Origin of the sequence: Shewanella colwelliana (genome assembly GCF_001735525.1) — a bacterium.
GTDB lineage: Bacteria > Pseudomonadota > Gammaproteobacteria > Enterobacterales > Shewanellaceae > Shewanella > Shewanella colwelliana.
Genome location: NZ_MCBT01000001.1, coordinates 24,921 through 49,712, shown reverse-complemented (window position 1 = coordinate 49,712; position 24,792 = coordinate 24,921). Strand labels below are relative to the sequence as shown.

General features: G+C 43.8%; 21 protein-coding genes and 3 tRNA genes. 14 read left to right on the top strand and 10 right to left on the bottom strand.

Translation table 11 applies throughout. The annotated features are described in order from the left end of the window. Positions 1 to 10: 10 nt before the first annotated feature. From pgl to BEL05_RS00255, 3 genes are read left to right on the top strand one after another with little or no spacing between them, the layout of a single operon-like run. Complete coding sequence (gene pgl / locus BEL05_RS00265) at positions 11 to 709, top strand: 6-phosphogluconolactonase (RefSeq protein WP_028765047.1); 699 nt, start codon at positions 11 to 13, stop codon at positions 707 to 709. A 9-nt stretch (positions 710 to 718) separates the two neighbouring features. Further along, the gene (gene edd, locus BEL05_RS00260) at positions 719 to 2,545 is read left to right on the top strand and encodes a phosphogluconate dehydratase (protein WP_028765048.1); all 1,827 of its coding nucleotides are present in this window, start codon (positions 719 to 721) and stop codon (positions 2,543 to 2,545) included. Between the two features lie 21 nt (positions 2,546 to 2,566). After that, positions 2,567 to 3,208: a bifunctional 4-hydroxy-2-oxoglutarate aldolase/2-dehydro-3-deoxy-phosphogluconate aldolase gene (locus BEL05_RS00255; RefSeq protein WP_069669931.1), complete on the top strand. Its 642-nt coding sequence runs from the start codon at positions 2,567 to 2,569 to the stop codon at positions 3,206 to 3,208. A 112-nt stretch (positions 3,209 to 3,320) separates the two neighbouring features. Here BEL05_RS00255 and eco read toward each other — a convergent pair whose 3' ends face one another. Further along, positions 3,321 to 3,893, bottom strand: coding sequence for a serine protease inhibitor ecotin (eco, locus tag BEL05_RS00250; RefSeq protein ID WP_069669930.1), 573 nt, complete (start codon positions 3,891 to 3,893; stop codon positions 3,321 to 3,323). 211 nt (positions 3,894 to 4,104) lie between these two features. On the opposite strand from eco, the gene dmeF reads away from it, so the two are divergent. The 4 genes from dmeF (at position 4,105) to BEL05_RS00230 (ending at position 8,546) form a co-directional block, all read left to right on the top strand. Further along, on the top strand, positions 4,105 to 5,157 hold the full coding sequence (gene dmeF / locus BEL05_RS00245; protein ID WP_069669929.1) for a CDF family Co(II)/Ni(II) efflux transporter DmeF: 1,053 nt from the start codon (positions 4,105 to 4,107) through the stop codon (positions 5,155 to 5,157). Then, a complete protein-coding gene (locus BEL05_RS00240) occupies positions 5,157 to 5,576 on the top strand; it encodes a MarR family winged helix-turn-helix transcriptional regulator (RefSeq protein ID WP_069669928.1) in 420 nt (139 codons plus the stop codon). Before dmeF ends, BEL05_RS00240 begins: the two co-directional genes overlap by 1 nt. Before the next feature lie 161 nt (positions 5,577 to 5,737). After that, positions 5,738 to 7,378 (top strand): phosphoethanolamine transferase, encoded by a 1,641-nt coding sequence (locus BEL05_RS00235; protein ID WP_069670038.1) that lies wholly within the window; start codon positions 5,738 to 5,740, stop codon positions 7,376 to 7,378. 139 nt (positions 7,379 to 7,517) lie between these two features. Continuing rightward, positions 7,518 to 8,546 (top strand): GGDEF domain-containing protein, encoded by a 1,029-nt coding sequence (locus BEL05_RS00230; protein ID WP_069669927.1) that lies wholly within the window; start codon positions 7,518 to 7,520, stop codon positions 8,544 to 8,546. Between the two features lie 55 nt (positions 8,547 to 8,601). Here the strand turns inward: BEL05_RS00230 and BEL05_RS00225 are convergent, their stop codons facing one another. From BEL05_RS00225 to BEL05_RS00200, 5 genes are all read right to left on the bottom strand, one after another. Beyond that, positions 8,602 to 11,307, bottom strand: coding sequence for a bifunctional acetate--CoA ligase family protein/GNAT family N-acetyltransferase (locus BEL05_RS00225; RefSeq protein WP_069669926.1), 2,706 nt, complete (start codon positions 11,305 to 11,307; stop codon positions 8,602 to 8,604). Between the two features lie 906 nt (positions 11,308 to 12,213). Continuing rightward, positions 12,214 to 12,290 (bottom strand) — tRNA-Met (locus BEL05_RS00215). 49 nt (positions 12,291 to 12,339) lie between these two features. Continuing rightward, positions 12,340 to 12,416, bottom strand: a tRNA-Val gene (locus BEL05_RS00210). Positions 12,417 to 12,433: 17 nt separating this feature from the next. Then, a tRNA-Val gene (locus tag BEL05_RS00205) sits at positions 12,434 to 12,510 on the bottom strand. Positions 12,511 to 12,717: 207 nt separating this feature from the next. Next, positions 12,718 to 14,079 carry an MATE family efflux transporter gene (locus BEL05_RS00200; protein WP_028765056.1) on the bottom strand — a complete coding sequence of 454 codons (1,362 nt, stop codon included), beginning with the start codon at positions 14,077 to 14,079 and terminating at the stop codon, positions 12,718 to 12,720. Between the two features lie 32 nt (positions 14,080 to 14,111). Between BEL05_RS00200 and BEL05_RS00195 the strand changes: the two genes are divergently transcribed. Further along, on the top strand, positions 14,112 to 14,723 hold the full coding sequence (locus BEL05_RS00195) for a riboflavin synthase (RefSeq protein ID WP_069669924.1): 612 nt from the start codon (positions 14,112 to 14,114) through the stop codon (positions 14,721 to 14,723). A gap of 15 nt (positions 14,724 to 14,738) precedes the next feature. Here BEL05_RS00195 and BEL05_RS00190 read toward each other — a convergent pair whose 3' ends face one another. Continuing rightward, a complete protein-coding gene (locus BEL05_RS00190) occupies positions 14,739 to 14,939 on the bottom strand; it encodes a CPXCG motif-containing cysteine-rich protein (RefSeq protein ID WP_028765058.1) in 201 nt (66 codons plus the stop codon). Between the two features lie 442 nt (positions 14,940 to 15,381). Further along, complete coding sequence (locus tag BEL05_RS00185) at positions 15,382 to 15,651, bottom strand: hypothetical protein (RefSeq protein ID WP_028765059.1); 270 nt, start codon at positions 15,649 to 15,651, stop codon at positions 15,382 to 15,384. Between the two features lie 323 nt (positions 15,652 to 15,974). On the opposite strand from BEL05_RS00185, the gene thrS reads away from it, so the two are divergent. The 4 genes from thrS (at position 15,975) to rplT (ending at position 19,107) form a co-directional block, all read left to right on the top strand. Then, on the top strand, positions 15,975 to 17,903 hold the full coding sequence (gene thrS / locus BEL05_RS00180) for a threonine--tRNA ligase (protein ID WP_028765060.1): 1,929 nt from the start codon (positions 15,975 to 15,977) through the stop codon (positions 17,901 to 17,903). Positions 17,904 to 17,906: 3 nt separating this feature from the next. Continuing rightward, positions 17,907 to 18,449 carry a translation initiation factor IF-3 gene (gene infC, locus BEL05_RS20660; RefSeq protein ID WP_081730742.1) on the top strand — a complete coding sequence of 181 codons (543 nt, stop codon included), beginning with the start codon at positions 17,907 to 17,909 and terminating at the stop codon, positions 18,447 to 18,449. A gap of 85 nt (positions 18,450 to 18,534) precedes the next feature. Further along, on the top strand, positions 18,535 to 18,729 hold the full coding sequence (gene rpmI / locus BEL05_RS00170) for a 50S ribosomal protein L35 (protein ID WP_011865828.1): 195 nt from the start codon (positions 18,535 to 18,537) through the stop codon (positions 18,727 to 18,729). Positions 18,730 to 18,747: 18 nt separating this feature from the next. Then, positions 18,748 to 19,107, top strand: a complete 360-nt coding sequence (gene rplT, locus BEL05_RS00165; RefSeq protein ID WP_011865827.1) for a 50S ribosomal protein L20 — start codon at positions 18,748 to 18,750, stop codon at positions 19,105 to 19,107. Positions 19,108 to 19,211: 104 nt separating this feature from the next. Here the strand turns inward: rplT and trxB are convergent, their stop codons facing one another. Together trxB and ald are read right to left on the bottom strand one after the other, a co-directional pair. Then, positions 19,212 to 20,162: a thioredoxin-disulfide reductase gene (gene trxB / locus BEL05_RS00160; RefSeq protein ID WP_028765062.1), complete on the bottom strand. Its 951-nt coding sequence runs from the start codon at positions 20,160 to 20,162 to the stop codon at positions 19,212 to 19,214. Positions 20,163 to 20,293: 131 nt separating this feature from the next. After that, positions 20,294 to 21,409, bottom strand: a complete 1,116-nt coding sequence (ald, locus tag BEL05_RS00155; protein ID WP_028765063.1) for an alanine dehydrogenase — start codon at positions 21,407 to 21,409, stop codon at positions 20,294 to 20,296. Positions 21,410 to 21,588: 179 nt separating this feature from the next. Between ald and lrp the strand changes: the two genes are divergently transcribed. Both lrp and BEL05_RS00145 read left to right on the top strand, forming a co-directional pair. After that, a complete protein-coding gene (gene lrp / locus BEL05_RS00150; protein WP_028765064.1) occupies positions 21,589 to 22,092 on the top strand; it encodes a leucine-responsive transcriptional regulator Lrp in 504 nt (167 codons plus the stop codon). A 179-nt stretch (positions 22,093 to 22,271) separates the two neighbouring features. Beyond that, entirely contained in the window at positions 22,272 to 24,767 is a 2,496-nt protein-coding gene (locus BEL05_RS00145; RefSeq protein WP_069670037.1) for a DNA translocase FtsK, read from the top strand. The last annotated feature ends 25 nt before the right edge of the window (positions 24,768 to 24,792 follow it).

Sequence of the window (24,792 nt, the reverse complement as noted above, 5' to 3'; positions counted from 1 at the left end):
GACATTGATTATGATTAAAGACTCTGTATTCAAATCATTTGATGACAAAACCGCTCTTGAAACACAGCTTGCGGAGCGTATCGCCAATCAGCTACAAACGGCTATTGATGCGCGCGGAAAAGCAAGCTTAGTGGTGTCAGGAGGGTCGACACCCGTGGCGCTTTTTCAACAGCTCAGTAAAAAGGCGATAGAGTGGAGTGAAGTTTACATCACGCTCGCTGATGAGCGTTGGGTTGATGTTGATAGTGACGATTCCAATGAAAAGTTAGTCAAAGCGCATCTACTGCAAAACCGAGCCGCGGCAGCTAAGTTTCGTGGACTTAAAAATATGTTTGCCTCCGCAGAAGCGGGCGCTGATATGACGATTGAACAATTGGCCAATTTCCCAAAACCTTTTGATGTGGTTGTGTTGGGTATGGGTAACGATGGACACACCTGTTCATGGTTTCCCTGTTCATTAGAGATTGAACAAGCACTGTCAACCGATTCACTTTGCTTAGCCGTGAATCCGGGCAATGCGCCTCATGGTCGTATCACAATATCCAAACAGGGGATTTTGGCCAGTCGTCAGATTTATTTACACATTGTCGGTGAGCAGAAGTTGTCTGTTTACCGCCAAGCGCTTGAAAATGAAGATGAGAAAGCGATGCCTATACGCGCAGTATTGGCACAACATAGCACACCCGTCGATGTTTATTGGAGCGCTTAAGGAGCGATTATGCACGCAGTAGTACAGTCCGTAACAGATAGAATCATTGAGCGGAGCAAGCATTCGCGCGCCCAATACCTTAAAGCATTAGATGAAGCTAAGAGTAAAGGTGTCCATCGCAGCAGCCTAAGCTGCGGTAACCTTGCACACGGCTTCGCAGCTTGTAGTCCAGCGGATAAAAATACCATCAAGGCGTTGACGAAAGCCAACATTGGTATCGTCACGGCCTTTAACGATATGTTATCTGCACATCAACCCTATGAAGATTACCCGAAACTGCTCAAGCAAGCGTGCCAAGAAGTCGGCAGTGTTGCTCAAGTAGCCGGTGGTGTTCCTGCAATGTGTGACGGCGTTACCCAAGGGCAACCAGGGATGGAGCTCAGCCTCCTGAGCCGTGAAGTGATTGCAATGAGCACTGCAGTTGGTTTATCTCATAATATGTTTGACGGTGCCTTGCTCTTAGGAATTTGTGACAAAATTGTCCCAGGTTTACTTATTGGCGCATTAAGCTTTGGTCATCTGCCAATGTTGTTCGTCCCTGCAGGACCAATGAAGTCAGGCATTCCCAATAAAGAGAAAGCGCGTATTCGTCAGAAGTTTGCTCAAGGCTTAGTCGATAGAGCTGCTTTGTTAGAGGCTGAATCAAGTTCTTACCACAGCGCGGGCACTTGTACTTTTTACGGTACCGCAAACAGTAATCAGTTGATGCTGGAAATTATGGGGCTACAGCTACCAGGTTCATCATTTGTTAACCCAGATGACCCGCTCCGTGAAGCACTGAACAAAATGGCTGCAAAGCAGGTGTGTCGCCTGACTGAAATGGGCACGCAATATTCGCCTATCGGTGAAGTGGTTAACGAAAAATCGGTTGTTAACGGTATTGTTGGATTATTGGCAACTGGCGGCTCGACTAATTTAACCATGCATATTGTTGCTGCGGCGAGAGCTGCGGGTATCATCATTAATTGGGATGATTTCTCTGAACTATCAGATGCAGTGCCGTTGCTCGCGAGGGTTTATCCAAACGGTCACGCCGATATTAACCATTTCCATGCTGCTGGCGGGATGGCACTGCTGGTAAAAGAGCTGCTAGATGCCGGCCTTTTACATGAAGATGTCAATACCGTGGCAGGCTTTGGCCTAAGACGTTATACCCAAGAACCAAGACTCATTGATAATGAATTGGTTTGGGTTGATGGCCCAGCAACGTCGTTAGATAGCGAAGTGTTGACCACTGCGTCGGCGCCGTTCCAAGAAAATGGTGGTCTGAAGTTACTCAAAGGTAATTTAGGACGGGCTGTGATTAAAGTTTCGGCGGTCGCTGAGCAACATCGTCTGGTCGAAGCTCCTGCAGTGGTTATTGACGACCAAAACAAACTTGAGGCGCTGTTTCAAGCTGGTGAGTTAGACAAAGATTGTGTCGTGGTTGTGAAAGGGCAAGGGCCTAAAGCGGTTGGTATGCCTGAACTACACAAACTTACGCCAATTTTAGGTACCCTTCAGGATAAAGGTTTCAAAGTTGCCTTGCTAACTGATGGGCGCATGTCTGGTGCATCGGGTAAAGTGCCTGCGGCAATTCATTTGACACCTGAAGCATTGGACGGTGGATTAATTGCTAAGATCCAAAACGGTGATCTTATCCGCGTTAATGCCACGACCGGTGAGTTGTCGCTGTTGATTGATGAATCAACTTTGGCAGCAAGAGAAGCTGAGAAAGTTGACTTACGCAGTACAAGTTATGGAATGGGGCGTGAGTTATTTGCGGCCTTACGTTCTAATTTGAGTAGCCCAGAGACGGGCGCTCGTTGTACCACGACCATCGATGAAAATTATTAATCACTGAGGAAGAGTATTAACATGGCTCAGAATAACTGGTCTATACAACCACAAGATATTTTTAAACGCAGCCCAATCGTTCCTGTAATGGTGATTAATAAGATTGAAGATGCGGTGCCTTTGGCACGAGCTTTGGTCGCCGGCGGAATAAGTGTGCTGGAGGTGACGTTACGAACACCTTGTGCGCTCGAAGCGATTACTAAGATTGCAAAAGAGGTGCCTGAAGCACTGGTTGGCGCGGGTACGATTTTAAACGAAGCTCAGCTAAAGCAAGCCATTGATGCTGGTGCGCAGTTTGTGATCACGCCAGGTGCAACGACAGATCTATTGAAAGCGGCGATGGCAGGGACAGTTCCATTAATTCCTGGTGTGGCGAGTATTTCTGAAGTGATGGCGGGTATGGAGCTTGGCTATACTAATTTTAAGTTTTTCCCTGCTGAAGCCTCTGGTGGCGTTAACGCATTGAAAGCTTTTTCTGGTCCGTTAGCGAATATTCGTTTTTGTCCAACGGGTGGTATCACTCCAAGTAGTTATAAAGATTACCTAGCACTGAGCAATGTCGATTGCATCGGCGGTAGCTGGATAGCACCCACTGATGCCATGGAGCAAGGTGATTGGGCGCGTATTACTCAATTGTGTAAAGATGCAATTAGCGGTATCTAACCTAAGCGTTTATTAGGCATAAAAAACCTCTGTGTAAACAGAGGTTTTTTTATGCCTGCTATATAGGGTATCCATAGGGAAAAAATGACAAAGTATCTTGCACCTGAATCATTTAGTTGGATGAGGTAAATTGATACTCCATCTCAGCTGTCCAAACACGATACTTAAGTTGGGCGCCTTCTGGTAAGTAAAATACTTTTGGCAGTCGACTGTCATATTTGAGCATTAACTCTCCTGGAATGGTCAGGAACTGTTCTTTTTTTGCCTTATCAAAACAGGCCATCATTGTGCTCGGTCCGTCACTGATAGTGTCTACTTGGTAGTAGTTGTAGCCCCATCCGTCTAAATTCATCTGTTTCAGTTCACCACGCAAACCATGTTTATTGCAGTCAACTAATTCAGTTCGACCAATAAGAATCTCAATTCTGTATTGTGCTTCATTCTCAAGTGCTGGCAAGTTGAGGATATGCTGCACCATGCCCTCGGTGGGTTGTGGAAACATTTTGCTTGTTTCCTCGGCTTGGTAAGTCACGGCTGTGTAGCTGCTGCTGTGAATATTCATTTGGTTTAACCCACTTGGATGGACCGGACTGGTTGCAAAGGCAGAATTGCCTGCAGCCGTGAATGCTATAACACTGGTTAAGATGAGAGACTGGATCTGTTTGTTAAGTGAAAATGTGTTCATTAAAGCTCCTGATAAAATGATAATGTTCGACTGCTTTGTGGGTATTAACGCTAGCATAATGGAAAAGGGTTATTAGATTTAAAATATTTTTGAGCTAGGACCCAAATCGATCAATCTACTCTATTTAGATCTTTACTTTGACTATCAAACTAAATAATCTCTCCATATTGTTTGATAGTCAAAGTAATTGCTAATAGATATAGGCCAAAACATGGAAAAGACAGCTCACAACAACGCACCATGGCAACACGAACATAATTTTGCCACTGTCAATACACAAGGAGAGCGAAATACCCGTTACGTTCTGTATTTGACCCTTATAACTATGGTGGCAGAGATTGTCGCCGGTACCATTTATGGTTCCATGGCCTTATTGGCTGATGGTTGGCATATGGGAACCCACGCTGCTGCGTTTTTAATCACATTGTTTGCTTACTCCTATGCAAAGAAATACGCCAAGGATCCTAAATTTGCATTTGGGGCGGGTAAGGTCAGTGTGCTGGGAGGGTTTACCAGTGCAATTGCGTTAGGTTTAGTTGCATTGCTGATGATAGTGGAGTCAGTCAACCGACTGCTTAATCCTGAAAACATCCATTTTAACGAGGCTATTTTTGTGGCGTTTATTGGCTTAACAGTTAATGTCCTATCGGTGTTTTTACTCAAAGATCACCATAGCCATGACCACGGCCATAGTCACGGCCATAGTCACGGTCATCATCATAACCATAAGCATCATCACCATGTTTCACATAAACATGACCCTGAACATTGCCACGAAGAAACGAGTGGCAATAAGGCTAAAAAGACCCATGACCATAACTTGAGAGCAGCCTATTTTCACGTGATGGCTGATGCGTTGACCTCGCTACTTGCCATTGCTGCTTTACTATTTGGTAAGTATTTAGGACTCAATTGGCTTGACCCAGTGATGGGGGTTGTTGGTGCCGTAATCATTACCAGTTGGGCGTGGGGGTTGGTTAAGCAAACAGGGCCTATTTTACTCGATGCAAGTATTGAGCAAGGCTATGTAGAGCAAGTGGTTAAGTGTATTGAACAAGCTGGAACTGATCATGTTGCCGATATTCACGTCTGGCCAGTCAGTGCGGATCACTACGCGGCGATTATCTCTGTGGTTACCCATGAAAATAAAGATGCGCGCTATTTCACTGAACAGCTATCTCGCTTTGAGCGCATTAACCATTTAACCATAGAAGTTCACTCATGTGATGACTCAAACTGTCGCCGTCACACTGTGGAGGCTTGATGAAACAAGTTGATGATCAGCTAAGCCATGAGATTGTAGAGTTTTACGAGAAGCTTTCTTCTTGGGAAGCGTCAGTTGTTAGGGGGAAGGGTCATTCGTTAGCGCAAATCCATACGGTCGAAATCTTAGGTGCCCATGGAACTATGCGTATGAAGGAGCTAGCCGAAAAGCTTGGGATCACCACAGGGACCCTGACAGTACAGATCAATAAAATGGTTAACTTAGGCTTGGTTGAACGGATGGCCCATGAGCAGGATAAACGGTCTATTTTGGTGCAGTTAACGACAAAAGGGTATGAGGTGTATCATGAACATGACCAACTACATCATCAGCTAACACATCAAATTACAGAAGCTTTCTCTGATATCGAGCGTTCTCAGTTGTTAACGTTTTTTCAGCGTATCAATCAAGGCTTTTAACAAAGTTATCCATGCGTGTGGGGCGACAGTTTTAGTCATTACTTTTATGTAGCATTTGTAGCTGTGGTTGATGCTTGGTAATATCCTTGCCTGAATCAATCGCCGTTGTAAGAGACCTAGCCCCTTTTGACGCAGCCACTATCGACAAGAGAGAATACTTAGTGCTATCACGTATCAAAACCCTATCGACAAATCAGTTTACTTTTTTACTCGCTTTGTTTTATGTCTGTGTTTTTAATATTCCTCTTTTTGGTATTGTTAAACAGGGGATTGAAAAGCAAGCTGACGTCAATTACATTTTTATCGCGACTATTCCGCTATTTCTTGTCTTTGCACTGAGTTTTATTTTTTCTATTTTTTCAGTTAAATACATCACCAAAGGCTTTTTTATTACCTTAACGCTGTTGTCATCTAGTGTCTTTTTTGCAGCCTTGCAATACGGTGTTGTTTTCGACTACGGCATGATTGAAAACACCGTACAGACCAATACGGGAGAGGCTCTGACCTACTTAAACTTCTCTTCTGTCGTTAATTTTATCGCCACTGGCCTATTACCTGCGTTGTTAATCTATAAGGTTAATATTGATTACAAACCATTGGTTAAAGAGTTATTACACAAAATTTTATTTATGGTGGCAATGCTGGTTGGTATAGCGGTTATCGGTTTTTTCTTCTATCAAAACTATGTCTCATTTGGCCGTAATAATGACCAAATGAAACGTTATATCGTGCCAACCTACGCCGTAGGTTCCATGATCAAGTACGTAAATATCAACTATTTTCAAACACCTTTGGTTTACCTGCAACAAGGCCTAGATGCTAAAAATGTCACGGTAGACAGTAATGGTAAACCAAATTTAGTCGTACTGGTTGTGGGGGAGACGGCTCGCGCCAAAAACTATCAATATTACGGTTATGCTAAAGCCACAAACGCTCATACTAGTCAGTACGACATGGTAGCGTTTCAAAATACCACTTCATGTGGTACAGCAACGGCGGTATCACTGCCTTGTATGTTTTCCAGTATGACACGCAAAGAGTATGAACCCCGAAGAGCTCGGGCCCAAGATACCTTGATTGACGTACTCGATCATGGGGGGATTGATCTATTGTGGCTCGATAACGACAGCGGATGTAAAGGGGTTTGCGATCGTGTTAAGCACATCAATATAGATTTAAATAGTGACCCGCAGTTATGTGACGGCCATTACTGTTATGACCAAGTTTTGCTTAACGAGCTAGACAAAGCACTGGCGACGCCTGTTGAGCACGATACCATGATAGTGTTGCACATTATTGGCTCTCACGGCCCTACCTATTATTTACGATATCCTGATGAACATCGAAAATTCACGCCAGATTGCCAGCGCAGCGATATACAAAACTGTTTAGATGAAGAGCTGGTTAATACCTATGATAATACGATTTTGTACTCAGATTATATAATTAGCCAAGTGATTCAGCGGTTACAAGCGCAGCAGACTGTCGCAGATACGGCCCTAGTTTATGTCTCCGATCATGGTGAGTCATTAGGAGAGAGTGGCATGTATCTTCACGGTGCTCCGTACTCAATCGCTCCAAGTGAGCAAATTGAGATTCCGTTATTGTCTTGGTTATCGCCACAGTTTAGTCAAGAGAACGGCATCGATCTAAATTGCCTAAAGCAACAAGCTGCAAGTGGTACTTATTCTCACGATAACCTATTTTCGAGCCTTTTAGGGTTAATGAACGTACAAAGTGACATCTACAAGGCTCAATTGGACATATTCGCACAATGCCGTACTTCTGTAGAAAATAAATAATGACAAATTAGTGGCAACTTGTTGTTTTTTCGTTATTGTAGTGGTAGCAAAGTGGTTTTTAAGTTCTTTAAACCTCCTCGGCTTTCACTTTTAGCACTATGTGTGAATTGGATATTGAATAATAACATGGCGATTATCTATGAATTTAGCTAAGCACCTGACAGATACGGAACTTTCGGCGAAAATCCTTAGGCATGCGGTGCCTAAGATGTCTGAGTTAAATATTCCTGTAACACCAGATAACTACTCAGTTTGGTACGAGTATTTTCGTGGTGTTAACTTAGACCTAAAAAGAGCGATAGACGGATTACTATCGAATAAGGTGGCGTTTACCGCAGAAGTTAATGCAGGACTACATAGTAATTTTATTCAAGAAAAATCGCCAGAAATCATTGAAAATGTACAGGTGGAAACTCAGCTATTAATTAATGGCTTAATGAGTAAGTTGTCTAAAATGAGCCATGGCACAGAACGTTTTAGCCAAACACTTAATGAGTTTCAGACCGACATTAAAAGTGCGCCAGATCCGGAGACATTAACACGGCTAATTGATACGCTGGCCGACGAAGTCAGCGAAGTAGTCAATAGTAATCAAGAGATGGAAAAAAGCCTCATAGTCATGAGTGATGAGGTGCAATCTCTGAAGTCAGAAATGGAGAACTTAAACTTAGTTGCCATGACTGATCAACTGACATCGCTACACAATAGACGTGCGTTTGACGAAGAAGTTTTAGAGCATTTACAACGCTATAAAACGGATGCTGTTAATAGTAGTTTGCTAATTATCGATATTGATAAGTTTAAGAATTTTAATGACACCCACGGCCATGTGATTGGTGACAAAGTATTAGCTTATATTGCGCTAGCGTTAAAACAGGGAGTGCGGGGCGAAGATTTTGTGGCTCGCTATGGGGGCGAGGAATTTGTTGTTTTACTGCCTGATACCGATCATACCGGTGCATTAGTGGTTGCTGAGCAGTTACGTAGCCGTATAGCAGAGAAAAAACTCACGGTCGGTAAAGATAAGAAGCTGTCATTGGGTGCGATCACCGTTTCGATCGGTATTGCAACGTTAGGGCATGATGATGACAGAGAAACCTATTTTGTGCGTGCTGATGAAGCGCTTTATCGTGCGAAGTCATCAGGGCGAAACTGCGTTAAAGGTTGATTGAAATAAAATAAAGCGAGGCTAAAACCTCGCTTTATTTTATTTTTTAAAACGACTATTTATTTGGCGTAGGCTTCAATGCCATATCCATTTTTATTAAATGCTCTTCCATATCAAACGTCACGGTAAAACCTAAGCGCTTTGCCAGATTAGCCATCGAACGGTTTTCAAACATGGTAAATCCCGTCAATACTTCGGTATCATTAGCTTTGTAATAGTCGATCAGTTTTTCCAGCAATAATTTCCCCAAACCTTGGCCTTGATGGTCGCTTCGAACTGCCATGGCAAACTCAGCTTCTGTATTATCTGGATCAATCGAAGCACGGATCGCACCTAAGGTTATCTCTTCACCATCGTCTCCCTTGGCGGTGGCGATAAAAGCCATTTCCCGTGCGTAGTCAATTTGGGTTAAGACTGCCATCTCTTCATGTGTCATTTTCGAGCGCACACCAAAATAGCGCTTATACCTGTCTTCATCTGACAGAGAGTTGTCAAATGCGAGATGTTTAGGTTCATCTTCTGGCAAAATTGGGCGTAGCATGATGTCGCGGCCATTTTTCAGTTGAGCCCGCTGTTCGAGCTCTTTAGGGTAGGGACAGATAGCCAATCGAGTCGAATTGTCTTGAGGGCTTTCTTGTAGCTGGATGTTAACATCAAGCAAGGTGATTTTTTCACCAGCACAGAGTACAGGGTTAAGATCGAGTCCCTGTATCTCTGGGCAATCGATGATTAGGTGTGAAATTTGAGTGAGCAGCACACATAGGGCATGCATATTTAACCCAAGTGGCAGATGCCTGTCTTTAAGTTTGTGGGTTTTAAGCGCTTGGATCACCATATAACGCGCTAATGTCATATTCAGTGGCGGTAGTGCTACCGCAGCATCGGTTGCTGGTTGCCATTCAGAACCTCCTTCGCCAAGCAAAATGGCTGGGCCAAACACTGGATCGTTGATCACTGCTACACGTATCTCTTGTGCGCCAGCCGTTAACGCCATTTTTTGCACGATAATGCCTTCAATACGTGCTTGTTCATTTAGACTGTGTACGCGAGACATAATTGCGTCAGCTGCGTGCACCACCTCCTGTTTTGACGTTAAATTCAGCATTACGCCATGAACATCTGATTTATGATGGATATCTGGTGACTGAACTTTTAGGGCAACAGGAAAGCCAAGCTCTTGGGCTATCTCGCCAGCCTCTGCCGCATTGTTAGCGAAAAAGGTTTCTATGGTATTGAGCCCATAGGCTTTGAGAATTTGTGTGGACTCGTGAGTTTCAAGCACGCGCTTTTTCTTTTCTAATGCAGCTTGCAGTGTTTGCCTGGCCAACTCGACATTAGTCGGCAGGTTATCGGGAATCGATTGCGGCACTTCCTGCAGTAATTTCTGATTGCGACGATACTCTACCATGTGCATAAATGCACCTACCGCTCCCTCAGGGGTTCGATAGGTTGGAATGCCGGCACGATTAAACTGCTTTCGTGCCTGATACGCTGAGTCCTCACCACTCCAGTTGGTGAGTACATTGACTCGGTTACGATTGGGGTGGTTTGCGATTAATTTGCTGAGCTGATTGGCAATTTCAACACTATCTCCTAACGCTGATGGGGAGTGCAGTACCAAGATAGCGTCGGCAATATTTGAGTCCATTAACTTTTCGAGTACTTGGGCATATCGAGTCGCATCGGCATCACCTCCTATATCCACGGGGTTTTGCCCTGACCAAGTGTTAGGCAGAAAACTATCGAGCGCTTGGAAAGTCTCACGGTCCAGCGTTGCAGCTTTGCCTCCGCCCAACATCAATTGATCTAACGCCAGTACGGCTGGTCCTCCACCGTTAGTCATAATGGCTAGACGTTCGCCAAGCAAAGGAGACGAATGCGCTAAGGTTTCAACCGCTGCAAAGAGTTCGATAAGGTCGTTCACCCTTAGCATACCTGCACGGCGAAAGGCGGCTTCATAAACCGCATCATTACCGCCGATCCCGCCAGTATGAAGTTTTGCTGCTGTTGTGCCTTCTAAACTACGGCCTGACTTAATCACTAAAATAGGTTTATTTCGTGCAGCAGCGCGCGCGGCGGATAGGAAATGGCGTTTTTCGTTAATAGAGTCGATATACAGCAAAATGGCGGTAGTTCGTGAATCTCTCCCCAAAAAGTCGAGGAGTTCATCGAACTCGATATCAGTGGCATCGCCCAATGATATGAACGATGAAAAGCCGATCCCCTTGTTATTTGCCCAGTCGAGCACGGTAGTACAAATGGCGGCAGATTGGGAAACAAAAGCAATCTTTCCGGGTAGGGCGCTGGTGTGGGCCAAACTTGCATTAAGCCCTAGGTTGGGTAGCATCATGCCCAGACTATTGGGCCCTAAAATACGCATACCGTAGCGTTTAGCGTGCTGCTGAGTGAGTTCCAATAAATTGTTACCGTCAGCGTCGGTTTGATTACCCATACCAGAGGCGTTAATAATGGCAACTTTACAACCAAATTGCGCTAGTCGCTCAACAATGGCCGGGACTTTAGGTGCTGCAGTACAGATTATCGCTAAATCAGGCTTTAGAGGCAGTGATTCGATGTTTGGGTAGGCAAGGACACCAAGTACCGCTTCATATTTGGGGGTCACTGGCATAATAGGGCCGGAAAAACCACCTGATAGGAGGTTTTTCATTACCACATTTCCCGCTCGGTTCTTACCGTTAGAGGCTCCAATAATGGCCACTGATTTAGGTTTGAACATCGAGTTTAAGGTACGTTGACTCATCCACGGCTCCAAGCATCTATCGACATTAGCAGTGTAACCTAGTTTAAATAACTTTCTCTAAGATTTTAGTAGGATAAAGCGACAATTTGTTGTTTGTAAACCTAACTAGATAACAAACGTTAGTTAACAACTCCTTATAGTGTTTTGTTATCTACTTACTGTGCTAAAGCCTGATATATTCATGTATTGGGAGAAACATACTGAAATCTGGTTTGACGGTTTGCCGGTTTGACGGTTTGACGGTTTGACGGTTTGTACATTTGGTCATGCTTGCGTTACAGCACTTTTAGATTGAACGCCTTTAATTAGGAGTTAAGGTGTCGAGCTTAAATTCGATGAGCACGCCTTAATTTAACGTATTCAGTGTGAGTTAAAAAATTTGGTGATGAATCATTAGTGTTTACTTGGTAAGAAGCAAGGTCACTAAAGAGCAAAGATGAAAGCATTATTGATACTTGGAGCGTGTTTATTGCTCTGTGTAGCCCCTAATCTGGCAGCTGTAACATACCAATTTATCGCTGTTGATAAGAGTGTTGAGTCTAAGCTCTGCGTTGCGCTAGGTAACGCTCAACGTCGGGTGCTCAGACGAAAGCTCGAAAATTATAGTTATAATGTTCGACTATCAACCAATCTGCTTAACTGAAATCGCATTAGCCTTGCCCAGTTTTCATATAAGTATGCTGCACTGAAATCTTTTGATTTTTTTAATCGTTTTACTTCTATAAAAAAACGGTGTCCGCCAGAGCGTTACCATTAAAGATATCTATGCACATAATGATGCTGATTCGGGTATCCGCCAAATAGCCGAGTTGAGGCGCAGGGGGATTGCTATAATATGGCTGGAGAGATTGTTGGTAAATTTTTTGCATAAAAAAACCAGCTTTCGCTGGCTTATTACTTAAAAATTGGTTGCGGGAGCCGGATTTGAACCGACGACCTTCGGGTTATGAGCCCGACGAGCTACCATACTGCTCCATCCCGCGTCCGTATTTTTAAGTCTTAATAACTGTTTAACTTCTGCTATAAAAGAAGTGGTACAACCGAGTGGATTCGAACCACCGACCCCTACCATGTCAAGGTAGTGCTCTAACCAACTGAGCTACGGTTGTATTGAGATATGTAAGATTGGTACAACCGAGTGGATTCGAACCACCGACCCCTACCATGTCAAGGTAGTGCTCTAACCAACTGAGCTACGGTTGTATTGTCTTATTTCTATCTGAACGTTGGCAGTTGCCATCGAACGAGCGCTATATTACGAGGGTTCTAGTATTCGTTGCAAGTAAAAAAACAGATTTTGTTGTTCAAACGGCGATTTGCTGCACAACTTGAGGTTTAATCCTCCAAGATGCACAAATTGTCACCTTGGAGGATCGTAGGTTAACTAAGGTTAACTAAGGTTAACTAAGGTTAACTAAGGTTAACAACAGCATTACGGTTACCTTGTATATATTTAAGTCTCAGTGCAAAGAGCAGTGCTGCGCTGGTGAGACCTGCAATTAGGCCAATCCAAAAACCATGAGCTCCCATGGCGGGAACAATGATATTGGTTTGTGCTAGTAGATAACCTAGAAGCATGCCTATTCCCCAATAGGAGACCAAGGTGATGTAGAAAGCACTTCTGGTATCTTTATAACCACGAAGTGCTCCAGCAGCAACAACTTGTACTGAGTCTGAAAGCTGATACAGCGCGGCTAAGAACATAAGACTGCCGGCTAAAGTCACTACTTCAGGGTTGTTGTTATAGAGTAGGGCTATTTGCGTTTTAAATAACACGGTGATAACGGCGGTAACCAGTGCCAGACTGAAAGCGATCGTAAGGCCGACTTTAGTCACTAACTTAGCCACTTGTTCTTTCTCCTGGCCAAGATAGTATCCGACCCTTATTGAAACCGCGATCCCAATAGACAGTGGCAACATAAATACAATAGAGGAGAAGTTTAAGGCTATTTGATGCCCTGCAACAACGTTTGCGCCAAGCGGGGCCAATAGCAGTGCAATGATGGCAAATAAGCTGACTTCAAAAAAGAGTGCTAAAGCGATAGGCATACCATGTTTAGTCATTTGCCAAATCGTTGTCCATTGAGGCTTATGAAATGCACTGAAGGGAGCGAGGGCTTTGAACCGCGAATGCGCCTGCATATAAACCGCCATAGCGATAAACATCGCCCAAAAAACTAGAGCAGTAGCGATACCACAGCCGGCACCACCCATTGCAGGTACACCAAAATGACCATAGATGAATATGTAGTTTGCAGGAATATTCACCGCCAAGCCAACAAACCCTATTATCATGGTGGGTAAGGTATATGAGATCCCTTCGCTACAGCCACGAAGTACCTGATAAAGCACAAATGCGGGGACTCCCCAGGCGAAGCCATATAGATATTGCACACTTAATGCTGCTAACTGTGTCTCCAATCCCATTAGTTTAAAGATCTCTGGTGCAAAATAGAGAAACGAGATCACTAAGACGCTGCCAATTATGGCAATATAGGCAGCTTGAAAGGCGATGGGTTGGATTGCTTTTTGGTCATCCGCGCCGTGGTGGTGAGCGAATACAGGCGTAAAGGCCAGCAATAACCCTTGCACAAATAGCAAAGCGGGTAGCCATAAGCTTCCGCCTATGGCTACAGCTGCCATGTCAACGGCACTGACTCGTCCGGCCATGACCGTATCAATGAAGCCCATCATGGTTTGGGTAACTTGAGCAATTAGCACGGGTAATGCTAATTGGATTAAACGTTTGGCCTGAAAGCCAGAATGATTCATGAATACAGCCCTTAATACTAGCGAGAGATAAAATGTTTACAGGTATAGTTCAAGCAACATGCGAAGTGTTGGCGATAGATAAAAAGCCGGGTTTAAATACGCTAGCGATCGCAATGGGTCCGGATTTGCGCGAGGGACTTTTGTTAGGGGCAAGTGTCGCAAATAACGGTGTTTGTTTAACAGTTACTCGAGTCGATGATGATAGGGTGTTTTTCGATGTAATGGAAGAGACGCTTCATGTGACCAACCTCTGTAAATTGAGCGTTGGATCACAGGTTAATATAGAAAGATCATTAACCTTTGGTAGTGAGATTGGTGGCCATATTCTTTCGGGCCATATCCATACTGTTGCCAAAGTGAAGTCGGTGAGTGTTACCGATGAACATTATGACCTGTGTTTAACCGTCGCTCCTGATTGGATGAAATACATACTTTACAAAGGTTTTGTTGGTGTAAATGGTTGCAGTTTGACGGTTGGCAAGGTAACAGAAAATAGCTTTATGCTTCATCTTATCCCTGAGACGTTAAAATTAACTAATCTAGATAGCTATGCCGAAGGTGATGAGATCAACATTGAGATTGATAGTCAAACTCAAGCTATTGTGGATACGGTCGAACGTGTGTTAGCGCAAAGGCTGGGTTGATATTAAGATTCCAAGTTAGTAGAACTGTTCGTCATCAGAGTCGATAAACAGTTCTACTTTGTGACTTGCTGCGTCGATATGTGTCCGCATATGGATAGGGTTACAACATACCCGGCAATCATCGTAGTAGTCTTGATCGCCGCCGCTGATGTCCAAACTGATGTGTTGATGATGCCCACAATGTGGGCAATAGATCACTTGTTGAATGACTTTCATCTTGATGCTCCATTGCCGATAGCAAATCACATGTTTTTTATCACGACGTTATTGAGGTTTGAGCGCGGGAAATAGTGCTAGGCGTCAATCAAAAAGTCGCTAACCTGAAAAGTGGGTGCACATTCACTGCCACATGCTTTGTCTGATTATAGTCCATAGGATTAGAAGCGAAGGGATAATGAGTGTAGTGAAAAATTTTAATTTTTATGGAGCGGTATCTCATTTAATATTGATTATGCATTGTTATTTATGCAATTAATTGATGAAAATTATTCATTGAGTTTAAGGTGAGCCATTGGAGACGGCTAATGGCGACAAGGCTGAACCCTATGCCTTAGGCATTAACCATCAGAATAATTAATGGTTTAGTGCGATTACGATTATCACTTAATATTGGCTAAATAATTTGGTAATGATCTATGCCAGAGTGCCTCCGCCTGAACTAATCTGCAATAAAAGAGGCTGTGATTTTTGTCTCTCTTTGCCAAGATAAGGTGGTTGTTTCAATGGTGTCTGCATTTTTTATCTGTAGCAATTGCTCAGTAAGTGACTTTTCAATCTCTAGTGCTAATGCCTGGGTGTTGAAGTTTGGCGGGTTAACACCTTTTGACTGCGCCTTGACTATCAAACTGTAGTTATTTTGCTCTAATTTCCCATTTGCCTCAGTGTCAGCAGAGAAAAGTGAAGCCGTTAACAATAAAAGTTTAAGCATAGGATTAATCCAGTTCCGATTGGTGTGGCTAGGTGTGACGAATAATAGGGAACATAGATGGTAAATTGATGACAGTTCAATGGAAAAACGATGACAAAATTACCATTGTGTGGTGGTTTGTTACCGATCGCGTATATTCTTTGCGCTTCCTGTATAACTGGAGGGCTAAGCGCTTGCGATTTATCTATAGGACACCTAGAATGGCAGCCTGGTATCTGAGACCACCAAAACTCCAGTAATGTTTTGCTCTTAAGCTACCTACCTCTTTTATTAAAATGACCAAGTGGCCCTACGTGGGGGTCACCACTGGATAAGGAATTTTCATGCCTGTAATCACTCTTCCTGACGGCAGTAAACGCGAGTTTGCTCACGCTGTTTCAACTTTAGACGTCGCAGCCGATATCGGACCTGGCTTGGCCAAAGCATGTATTGCTGGTCGTGTAAATGGTGAGCTAAAAGATGCTTGCGATTTAATTGAAAACGACGCAGAACTGTCGATCATTACCGCAAAAGATGCGGAAGGCGTAGAAATTTTGCGTCACTCTTGTGCTCACTTGCTTGGACATGCAATCAAGCAGATGTGGCCAGAAACTAAAATGGCAATTGGTCCAGTTATCGATAATGGCTTTTATTACGACATCGATTTAGATCACAAGTTGACCGAGGAAGATGTAGCCGAGCTAGAGAAGCGCATGCTTAAGCTAGCAAAGACCGATTATGCCGTTGTTAAGAACGTGGTGAGTTGGCAAGAAGCCCGGGATGCATTTGAGGCTCGTGGTGAAACATACAAAATGGCGATTCTTGATGAAAACATCAGCAAGGATGACTCGCCAGCGTTATATCATCATGAAGAATATGTGGATATGTGCCGCGGACCTCATGTACCAAACATGAAGTTCTGCCACCACTTTAAGCTGATGAGCGTTGCCGGTGCCTACTGGCGGGGTAATTCAGACAATAAGATGCTACAACGCGTATATGGTACGGCTTGGGCAGATAAAAAAGCGCTTAAGGCTCACCTAAATCGCCTAGAAGAAGCTGCGAAGCGTGACCATCGTAAGATTGGTAAGCAGCTTGATCTTTATCATATGCAAGAGGAAGCACCAGGAATGGTGTTTTGGCACAACGATGGTTGGAGCCTATTCCTAGAACTTGAGAAGTTTATTCGCCAAAAGCTTGGTCAATATACCTATCAAGAGGTAAAAGGTCCGTTGATGATGGATCGCGTGTTGTGGGAACGTTCTGGTCACTGGGATAAATATTCAGAAGCCATGTTCACCACTCACTCTGAAAACCGCGAATACGCAGTAAAACCAATGAACTGCCCAGGTCATGTGCAGATCTTTAATCAAGGTTTGAAATCTTATCGCGATCTGCCATTACGTATGGCCGAGTTTGGTTGTTGCCATCGTAATGAACCATCAGGATCGCTCCATGGCTTGATGCGCGTCCGCGGCTTTACTCAAGATGACGCTCATGTGTTCTGTACCGAAGATCAAGTACAGCAGGAAGTCAGTGCTTGTATTAAGATGGTTTACGACACTTACGAAACTTTTGGTTTTAAAGATATCGTGGTAAAACTGTCGACGCGTCCAGAAAAGCGGATTGGTGAAGACGAAATGTGGGACAGGGCGGAACAAGCGCTCATGGACGCATTAACTGCTAATGAGATTGAATACGAGATCTTACCAGGCGAGGGTGCTTTCTATGGGCCTAAAATTGAATTTACACTGCATGACTGTTTAGACAGAGCATGGCAGTGTGGAACGGTTCAATTGGATTACGCATTACCTGGTCGTCTTGGTGCGACATATGTTGCAGAAGATAACAGTAGACAAACACCAGTGATGATCCACCGTGCAATTTTGGGTTCACTTGAACGTTTTCTTGGTATTCTTATCGAAGAGTATGCTGGTAAATTCCCAACTTGGTTGGCACCAGTGCAAGCTGTAGTAATGAATATTACTGATAAACAGTCAGAATATGTTGACGAAGTAGTCAATTTATTTAAAGATCAGGGAATTCGTGCCTCGAAAGACTTGAGGAATGAGAAGATAGGCTTTAAAATACGCGAACACACCCTAAGGCGTGTTCCCTATTTGTTGGTCATTGGTGATCAAGAAATGGAAAATAGGGAAGTAGCGGTGCGAACCAGAGATGGTGTTGACCTTGGTAAAATGCGAATCGAAGATTTTGCAGCCAAAGTTAAAGAACAGATTTCGCTCCGTAGTCTAAATATGTTGGAGGAATAGGTCATAAAGATCAAAAAAACAGATGCGCGCAAAGCAGCGGCAAACAGAATTAATGAACTCATTGTTGGTGTACCTGAGGTACGTCTTAGTGGGTTAGATGGTGAAGTAATAGGCATTGTTAGCCTCAGAGAAGCGCAAGAGCTTGCTGATGAAGCTGGTGTTGATCTCGTAGAGATTAGCCCAAATGCCGAGCCGCCTGTATGTCGCATTATGGACTACGGAAAGTTCCTTTTTGATAAAGCTAAATCTCAAAAAGAACAAAAGAAGAAGCAGAAAATCGTACAGGTGAAGGAAATTAAATTCCGTCCCGGTACTGATGAAAACGACTATCAGGTAAAACTACGCAACCTGAAGCGTTTTCTTGATGACGGCGACAAAGCGAAAGTAACGCTTCGTTTCCGTGGTCGCGAGATGGCTCACCAAAGTCTTGGTATGAATCTTTTGAATCGTATTAAAGATGATTTGGCTGAGATCGCAGTTGTGGAGGCTTTTCCAAAAATGGAAGGTCGTCAAGCTGTGATGGTTCTTGCGCCGAAAAAGAAATAGTAAGGCAACCAGAAAAGTAGCAGGGGTCTGTTAAGGTCTCTGCTCGCCTTGCGTTTTATTAATGTCCCAATGCGGAGTTTTAGCAATGCCTAAAATGAAAACAGACAAGGGTGTACAAAAGCGTTTTAAGAAAACCGCTAACGGTTTTAAGCGCAAGCAAGCCCATTTACGTCATATTTTGACAAAGAAGAGCACTAAGCGTAAACGTCACTTACGTGCAAAATGTTTAGTTGCAAAGTCTGATGTGCCAGCAATCGCACGTCAACTACCATACGCTTAATTAAAGGAGTAAAGAACAATGCCTAGAGTTAAGCGTGGTGTAACCGCTCGTGCTCGTCACAAGAAAGTACTTAAACTAGCTAAAGGTTATTACGGAGCTCGCTCACGTACATACCGTGTTGCTAAGCAAGCAGTAACTAAAGCTGGTCAATATGCTTACCGTGACCGTCGCCAAAAGAAACGTCAATTCCGTCAACTATGGATTGCACGTATCAATGCGGCTTCTCGTCAAAATGGTCTGTCTTATAGCCGTTTCATCAACGGTCTTAAGAAAGCGTCTATTGAAATCGATCGTAAGATTTTGGCAGACATCGCTGTATTCGACAAAGTTGTATTTGCAACTTTAGTTGAAAAAGCAAAAGAAGCATTAGCTAAGTAATTAGTATGTATTGCTTTAAAAGGGACCTTAGGGTCCCTTTTTTTATGAGAGAAATGCAAAAAAAAACAGGCCTGAGCCTGTTTTTTAATAGACAATTTAGCTGTTTACTTCGCGTCTAGGTAGCGCTCAGCATCTAGCGCAGCCATACAACCAGTGCCAGCTGAGGTGATCGCTTGGCGATAGTGTTGATCCATCACATCACCTGCAGCAAATACACCTTCAATGCTCGTTTGTGTCGCGTTACCGTCCAGACCACTTTGTACCTTGATGTAACCGTGGTTCATTTCTAATTGACCAGCAAACATTTCCGTATTAGGTTTGTGACCTATCGCTACAAATACACCCATGACATCTATTTCTTTAATAGCGCCATCTTTAGTGCTCTTCATTTTGAGGCCTGTAACACCCATCTTGTCACCAACAACCTCGTCCAACGTGTTGTCTAAGTGCAGAATAATATTTCCATTTTCGACCTTATCCATGAGACGCTTAGTTAATATTTTCTCTGAGCGAAAAGTATCACGACGGTGAACTAGGTGTACTTCTGAAGCGATATTGCTTAAATAAAGCGCTTCTTCAACAGCGGTATTACCACCACCAATCACAGCTACTTTCTGGTTACGGTAGAAAAATCCGTCACAGGTTGCACAGGCTGATACACCTTTACCTTTGAAAGCCTCTTCAGAATCTAAGCCCAAATACATGGCTGAAGCACCCGTTGAGATGATCAACGCATCGCAGGTATATTCTCCACTGTCGCCTTTTAGTTGGAAGGGACGAACTTCAAGGTTGACTTCATTGATATGGTCGAAAATGATTTCGGTATCAAATTTTTCAGCATGTTTCTGCATCCGTTCCATTAATGCAGGACCGGTTAAATCATCTGCATCACCTGGCCAGTTTTCGACCTCTGTTGTTGTGGTCAATTGACCACCTTGCTGCAGCCCTGTGATCATCACAGGCTTTAAGTTAGCTCTAGCAGCATATACTGCTGCCGTGTAGCCTGCAGGGCCAGAACCCAGGATTAGTAAGTTACAGTGTCTAGCTTGGCTCATCTTTTTCTCCGTGCCTTTAGCGAATTGAAGCGATTGTAGGAAATTTACGCCTTAGGGTAAAGCCAATCTTTTAGATTGTTCTAATCGAAAAAGGGAGCCATCTGGCTCCCTTGTTTTACCGCTAAAACCGATTAGCCAAGTAAAACACTTGGATTAACAAACTCAAGGTTTAACGCCTCTGCCACTTCTTTACAAGTGATCTTGCCGTGCATAACGTTTAGACCGTTTAGCAAGTGCTGATCTTGAAGCAGTGCTTTGCGGTAACCTAGGTCAGCTAACTTCATTATGTATGGTAGTGTTGCGTTATTTAGCGCAAATGTTGAGGTGCGGGCAACCGCTCCTGGCATATTTGCTACACAGTAATGGACGACATCATCGACGATATAAGTCGGATCTTGGTGAGTTGTCGCATGCGAAGTTTCAACACAACCGCCTTGGTCAATGGCAACATCAACGATTGCACTACCAGGTTTCATCTGCTTGATATGTTCTTTAGTGACAAGTTTAGGCGCCGCGGCTCCTGGTACCAGTACACCACCGATCACAAGATCAGCTTCAAGGACATGCTTTTCAATTGCATCAGCTGTCGAATAAATCGCTTTAACGCGATTATCGAACTGCGCATTCAATCGGCGTAGTGCATCAATGCTGCGGTCTAAAATAACCACATCTGCACCTAGACCTACTGCCATTTGTGCCGCATTTGTACCAACCATACCGCCGCCAATAATAACGACTTTGGCAGGCTCAACACCGGGTACGCCGCCGAGTAACATACCGCGACCACCTTTAGATTTCTCTAAGGCCATTGCACCGGCTTGAATAGACATGCGGCCAGCAACTTCTGACATAGGCGCGAGAAGGGGTAATCCACCGCGATTGTCGGTTACTGTTTCGTAGGCAATACAAACAGCACCACTTTTAACCAGATCTTCTGTTTGTGGTAAGTCTGGAGCAAGGTGAAGATAGGTAAATAGCAATTGGTCTTCACGTAACATTGCACGCTCAACTGCTTGAGGCTCTTTTACCTTTACAATCATCTCTGCTGTGGCAAATACTTCGGCAGCAGTACTTAAGATTGAAGCGCCTACATCTACATAGTCCTGATCGCTAAATCCAATTCCTGAACCGGCATTTGTCTCAACGTAAACGTCATGACCTTTGCTGGTCAATTCGCGGACACTTGACGGAACCATACCAACACGATACTCGTGGTTTTTGATTTCTTTAGGTACACCAATTATCATCTTCGAGCCTCAAAATGCATAAAAACCCATTTTTTGTGGGTTGAATTGTTATTTTATATGTCCTGAACGTGATTGTTTCAGGGAAATCTAGTATAGTATCACTTCAGCAGTTAATGCTGCTGAAGTTTAGACATACGCAGTTGTAAATGTTGTTTTAGTGATAAAGCAAGGTTAAAAATATGGTTAATAATAAAAAGAGTCCTATAAAAGACTTAGATCGGATCGATCGTAACATACTTAACGAGTTGCAAATTGATGGTCGCATTTCTAATGTTGAACTTTCAAAGCGTGTTGGGCTGAGTCCCACACCCTGTTTAGAGAGAGTTAAAAGACTCGAAAAGCAAGGTTACATCAATGGATATACAGCATTAGTAAACCCTCATTATTTAGGGGCGTCTTTGTTAGTGTTTGTGGAGATCACGCTCAATCGTGATACCGCGGAAGTATTTGATAAATTTAATCGGGCTGTACAGTTATTAGATGATATTCAAGAATGTCATTTGGTGTCTGGTGATTTCGACTATTTATTGAAGACTCGCGTATCAGATATGTCTGCATACCGTCGCTTGTTAGGAGAAACTTTACTGAAGTTGCCTTCTGTTTCTGATACTCGTACATACGTAGTTATGGAAGAAGTTAAGCAAACCAATAGAGTTGCTATCAATGTAACGCTTGAGTCATAAATCGATTTATGTCGGTAAAAAGGAGCTTTTATAGCTCCTTTTTTTTATGCTGAATATTATTTGCGCAACAAACATTAGATTAACAGCTATTCATCTGTATCCTTAGGGAAAACGCTGCATCAGTTCAATTATTTTGATATCTTAGTTTCACCTGTCATTTCTTCATTGTGGGTTTTCGTTTGTCTAAGGGAAATAGTGTCAAAACACTTAGTGGTTTGCAGCGTCTGCTTGAAGGTGGGCTTATCCTTTGCTGTATGGTTGCTACATTTATATTACTGGCCTTAAGTAGTTTTCACTCGTCGGATCCGGGGTGGAGCCAGTCAAACTTTGAAGGGCAAATAAATAATGTTACTGGTGCTGTAGGGGCATGGGTCGCTGATGTGCTGTTCTATTTTTTTGGTTATACCGCTTATATTATCCCAATCATTGTGGCGCTGACGGGTTGGCTGCTCTTTAAGCGCATTCATAAACTGTTAGAAATTGATTACTTTTCAGTTGGCCTTAGACTCATTGGCTTTTTGCTGATCATGTTTAGTCTTGCTGCGTTGGCGAGCATGAACGCTCAGGATATCTATGAGTTTTCAGCTGGCGGTGTCTCGGGTGATGTTATTGCTGGTGCTATGTTGCCCTATTTTAATCAACTTGGAACAACCCTGTTATTACTGTGCTTTGTCGGTGCGGGTTTTACGCTGTTAACAGGCATTAGTTGGCTAACGGTCGTTGATGCTGTTGGTTATGCAACTCTGTGGTTGTTTAAATGGTTAAAAACCTTACCAGAAAAGTTTTCCAGTGCCCCAGAGACGGACGATACGAAGGGCTTTATGTCTGTTGTTGATCGTTTTAAAGAGAAGCGTATTCAACGTCAACATGAAGACGATTTATTGGACGACGATGCGAGTGAAATCGATGCTCCCACAAAGCAAGCAAAACGAACATTTGCGATGCCAAGCATCAATGCGGCTGCGATTGATGAGGACCATCTTGACGATGACTCAGTCGTTTTGTCGGTGACTGCTGATGAAAATCTTGCCGTTGCAGACGACACCCAGATTGATTTCAATGCTAAACATTCTACGGGGGCTATAACGTCCGCCAAGCGCGCACAAGAAAAAGCTAAAATAGTCGATGGCATTGTTGTACTACCTGGAGGCGAGGCTGCGCAGCCAACCAAACCCATGACGCCCCTACCGGACATATCATTATTGGATGTACCAAATCGCAAAGCAAACCCGATAAGTGAAGAAGAACTCGAACAGGTTGCCCGTTTAGTCGAAGTTAAGCTTGCTGATTTTAATATTGTAGCTAATGTCGTAGGAGTGTTTCCTGGTCCTGTGGTGACGCGATTTGAGTTAGAGTTGGCTCCTGGGGTGAAAGCTTCAAAAATAACAAATCTTTCTAAGGATTTAGCGCGATCTTTGTTAGCAGAGAGTGTCCGAGTTGTTGAGGTGATTCCGGGTAAAGCTTACGTCGGTATCGAGCTACCCAATAAGTTCCGTGAAACGGTTTACATGCGAGATGTGTTAGGGAGTGAAGCATTCGAGAAAAGCCCATCTCATTTGAGTATGGTGCTAGGCCAAGATATCGCTGGTGAACCTGTTGTCGTCGATTTAGGCAAGATGCCGCACCTATTGGTTGCCGGTACGACAGGTTCGGGTAAATCGGTGGGTGTGAATGTGATGATCACCAGTTTGCTGTACAAATCCGGTCCTGACGATGTGCGCTTTATCATGATTGATCCTAAGATGTTAGAGCTTTCTGTCTACGAAGGCATCCCACATCTTCTATGTGAAGTGGTGACCGACATGAAAGAAGCGGCTAATGCACTACGTTGGTGTGTAGGGGAGATGGAGCGTCGCTATAAATTGATGTCAGCACTTGGGGTCCGTAATCTAAAGGGCTACAACGTTAAGATAAAAGACGCCAAAGAGCGTGGCGAAGTGATCACCGATCCGCTTTGGCGCTCACAAGATAGCATGGAAGAAGAAGCGCCAGAGTTGGATAAGCTGCCTTCTATCGTTGTCGTCGTTGACGAATTTGCTGACATGATGATGATTGTTGGTAAAAAAGTGGAAGAGTTAATAGCCCGTATTGCACAGAAAGCACGCGCTGCGGGTATTCACCTGATTTTGGCAACCCAGCGTCCATCGGTAGATGTGATTACTGGACTCATTAAAGCCAACATTCCCACTCGTATGGCGTTCCAAGTTTCCTCTAGAATTGACTCGCGGACTATTTTGGATCAACAAGGTGCCGAGACTTTGCTGGGCATGGGGGATATGCTCTATTTGCCACCGGGAACCAGTGTTCCAATTCGTGTCCATGGGGCTTTTATTGACGATCATGAGGTACATGCTGTCGTTGCTGATTGGCATAGTAGAGGCAAGCCGCAATATATCGATGAAATTCTGCAAGGCTCCACTGAGGGTGAGCAAGTGCTGTTACCCGGTGAGACGCCTGAACTCGATGAGGACACGGATGCGTTATACGATGAAGCGGTTGCATTTGTGACGGAAACCCGTCGAGGCTCAATTTCAAGTGTGCAGCGCAAGTTTAAGATAGGCTACAACCGAGCAGCACGTATTATCGAACAGATGGAGGCACAAGGTGTCGTGAGTGCCCAAGGGCATAACGGCAATCGTGAAGTGTTAGCGCCACCTCCACCTAAAGACTATTAAGTTTGAACGTCATAGTAATGTTCAC

Bases quoted from the DNA above. Each gene is read 5' to 3' on its own strand.
- BEL05_RS00240 (WP_069669928.1), top strand. From the start codon at position 5,157: ATGAAACAAGTTGATGATCAGCTAAGCCATGAGATTGTAGAGTTTTAC.
- BEL05_RS00195 (WP_069669924.1), top strand. From the start codon at position 14,112: ATGTTTACAGGTATAGTTCAAGCAACATGCGAAGTGTTGGCGATAGAT.
- dmeF (WP_069669929.1), top strand. From the start codon at position 4,105: ATGGAAAAGACAGCTCACAACAACGCACCATGGCAACACGAACATAAT.
- lrp (WP_028765064.1), top strand. From the start codon at position 21,589: ATGGTTAATAATAAAAAGAGTCCTATAAAAGACTTAGATCGGATCGAT.
- rplT (WP_011865827.1), top strand. From the start codon at position 18,748: ATGCCTAGAGTTAAGCGTGGTGTAACCGCTCGTGCTCGTCACAAGAAA.
- BEL05_RS00190 (WP_028765058.1), bottom strand. From the start codon at position 14,939: ATGAAAGTCATTCAACAAGTGATCTATTGCCCACATTGTGGGCATCAT.
- BEL05_RS00225 (WP_069669926.1), bottom strand. From the start codon at position 11,307: ATGAGTCAACGTACCTTAAACTCGATGTTCAAACCTAAATCAGTGGCC.
- thrS (WP_028765060.1), top strand. From the start codon at position 15,975: ATGCCTGTAATCACTCTTCCTGACGGCAGTAAACGCGAGTTTGCTCAC.
- BEL05_RS00230 (WP_069669927.1), top strand. From the start codon at position 7,518: ATGAATTTAGCTAAGCACCTGACAGATACGGAACTTTCGGCGAAAATC.
- BEL05_RS00255 (WP_069669931.1), top strand. From the start codon at position 2,567: ATGGCTCAGAATAACTGGTCTATACAACCACAAGATATTTTTAAACGC.
- ald (WP_028765063.1), bottom strand. From the start codon at position 21,409: ATGATAATTGGTGTACCTAAAGAAATCAAAAACCACGAGTATCGTGTT.
- pgl (WP_028765047.1), top strand. From the start codon at position 11: ATGATTAAAGACTCTGTATTCAAATCATTTGATGACAAAACCGCTCTT.
- BEL05_RS00185 (WP_028765059.1), bottom strand. From the start codon at position 15,651: ATGCTTAAACTTTTATTGTTAACGGCTTCACTTTTCTCTGCTGACACT.
- trxB (WP_028765062.1), bottom strand. From the start codon at position 20,162: ATGAGCCAAGCTAGACACTGTAACTTACTAATCCTGGGTTCTGGCCCT.
- BEL05_RS00200 (WP_028765056.1), bottom strand. From the start codon at position 14,079: ATGAATCATTCTGGCTTTCAGGCCAAACGTTTAATCCAATTAGCATTA.
- edd (WP_028765048.1), top strand. From the start codon at position 719: ATGCACGCAGTAGTACAGTCCGTAACAGATAGAATCATTGAGCGGAGC.
- rpmI (WP_011865828.1), top strand. From the start codon at position 18,535: ATGCCTAAAATGAAAACAGACAAGGGTGTACAAAAGCGTTTTAAGAAA.
- eco (WP_069669930.1), bottom strand. From the start codon at position 3,893: ATGAACACATTTTCACTTAACAAACAGATCCAGTCTCTCATCTTAACC.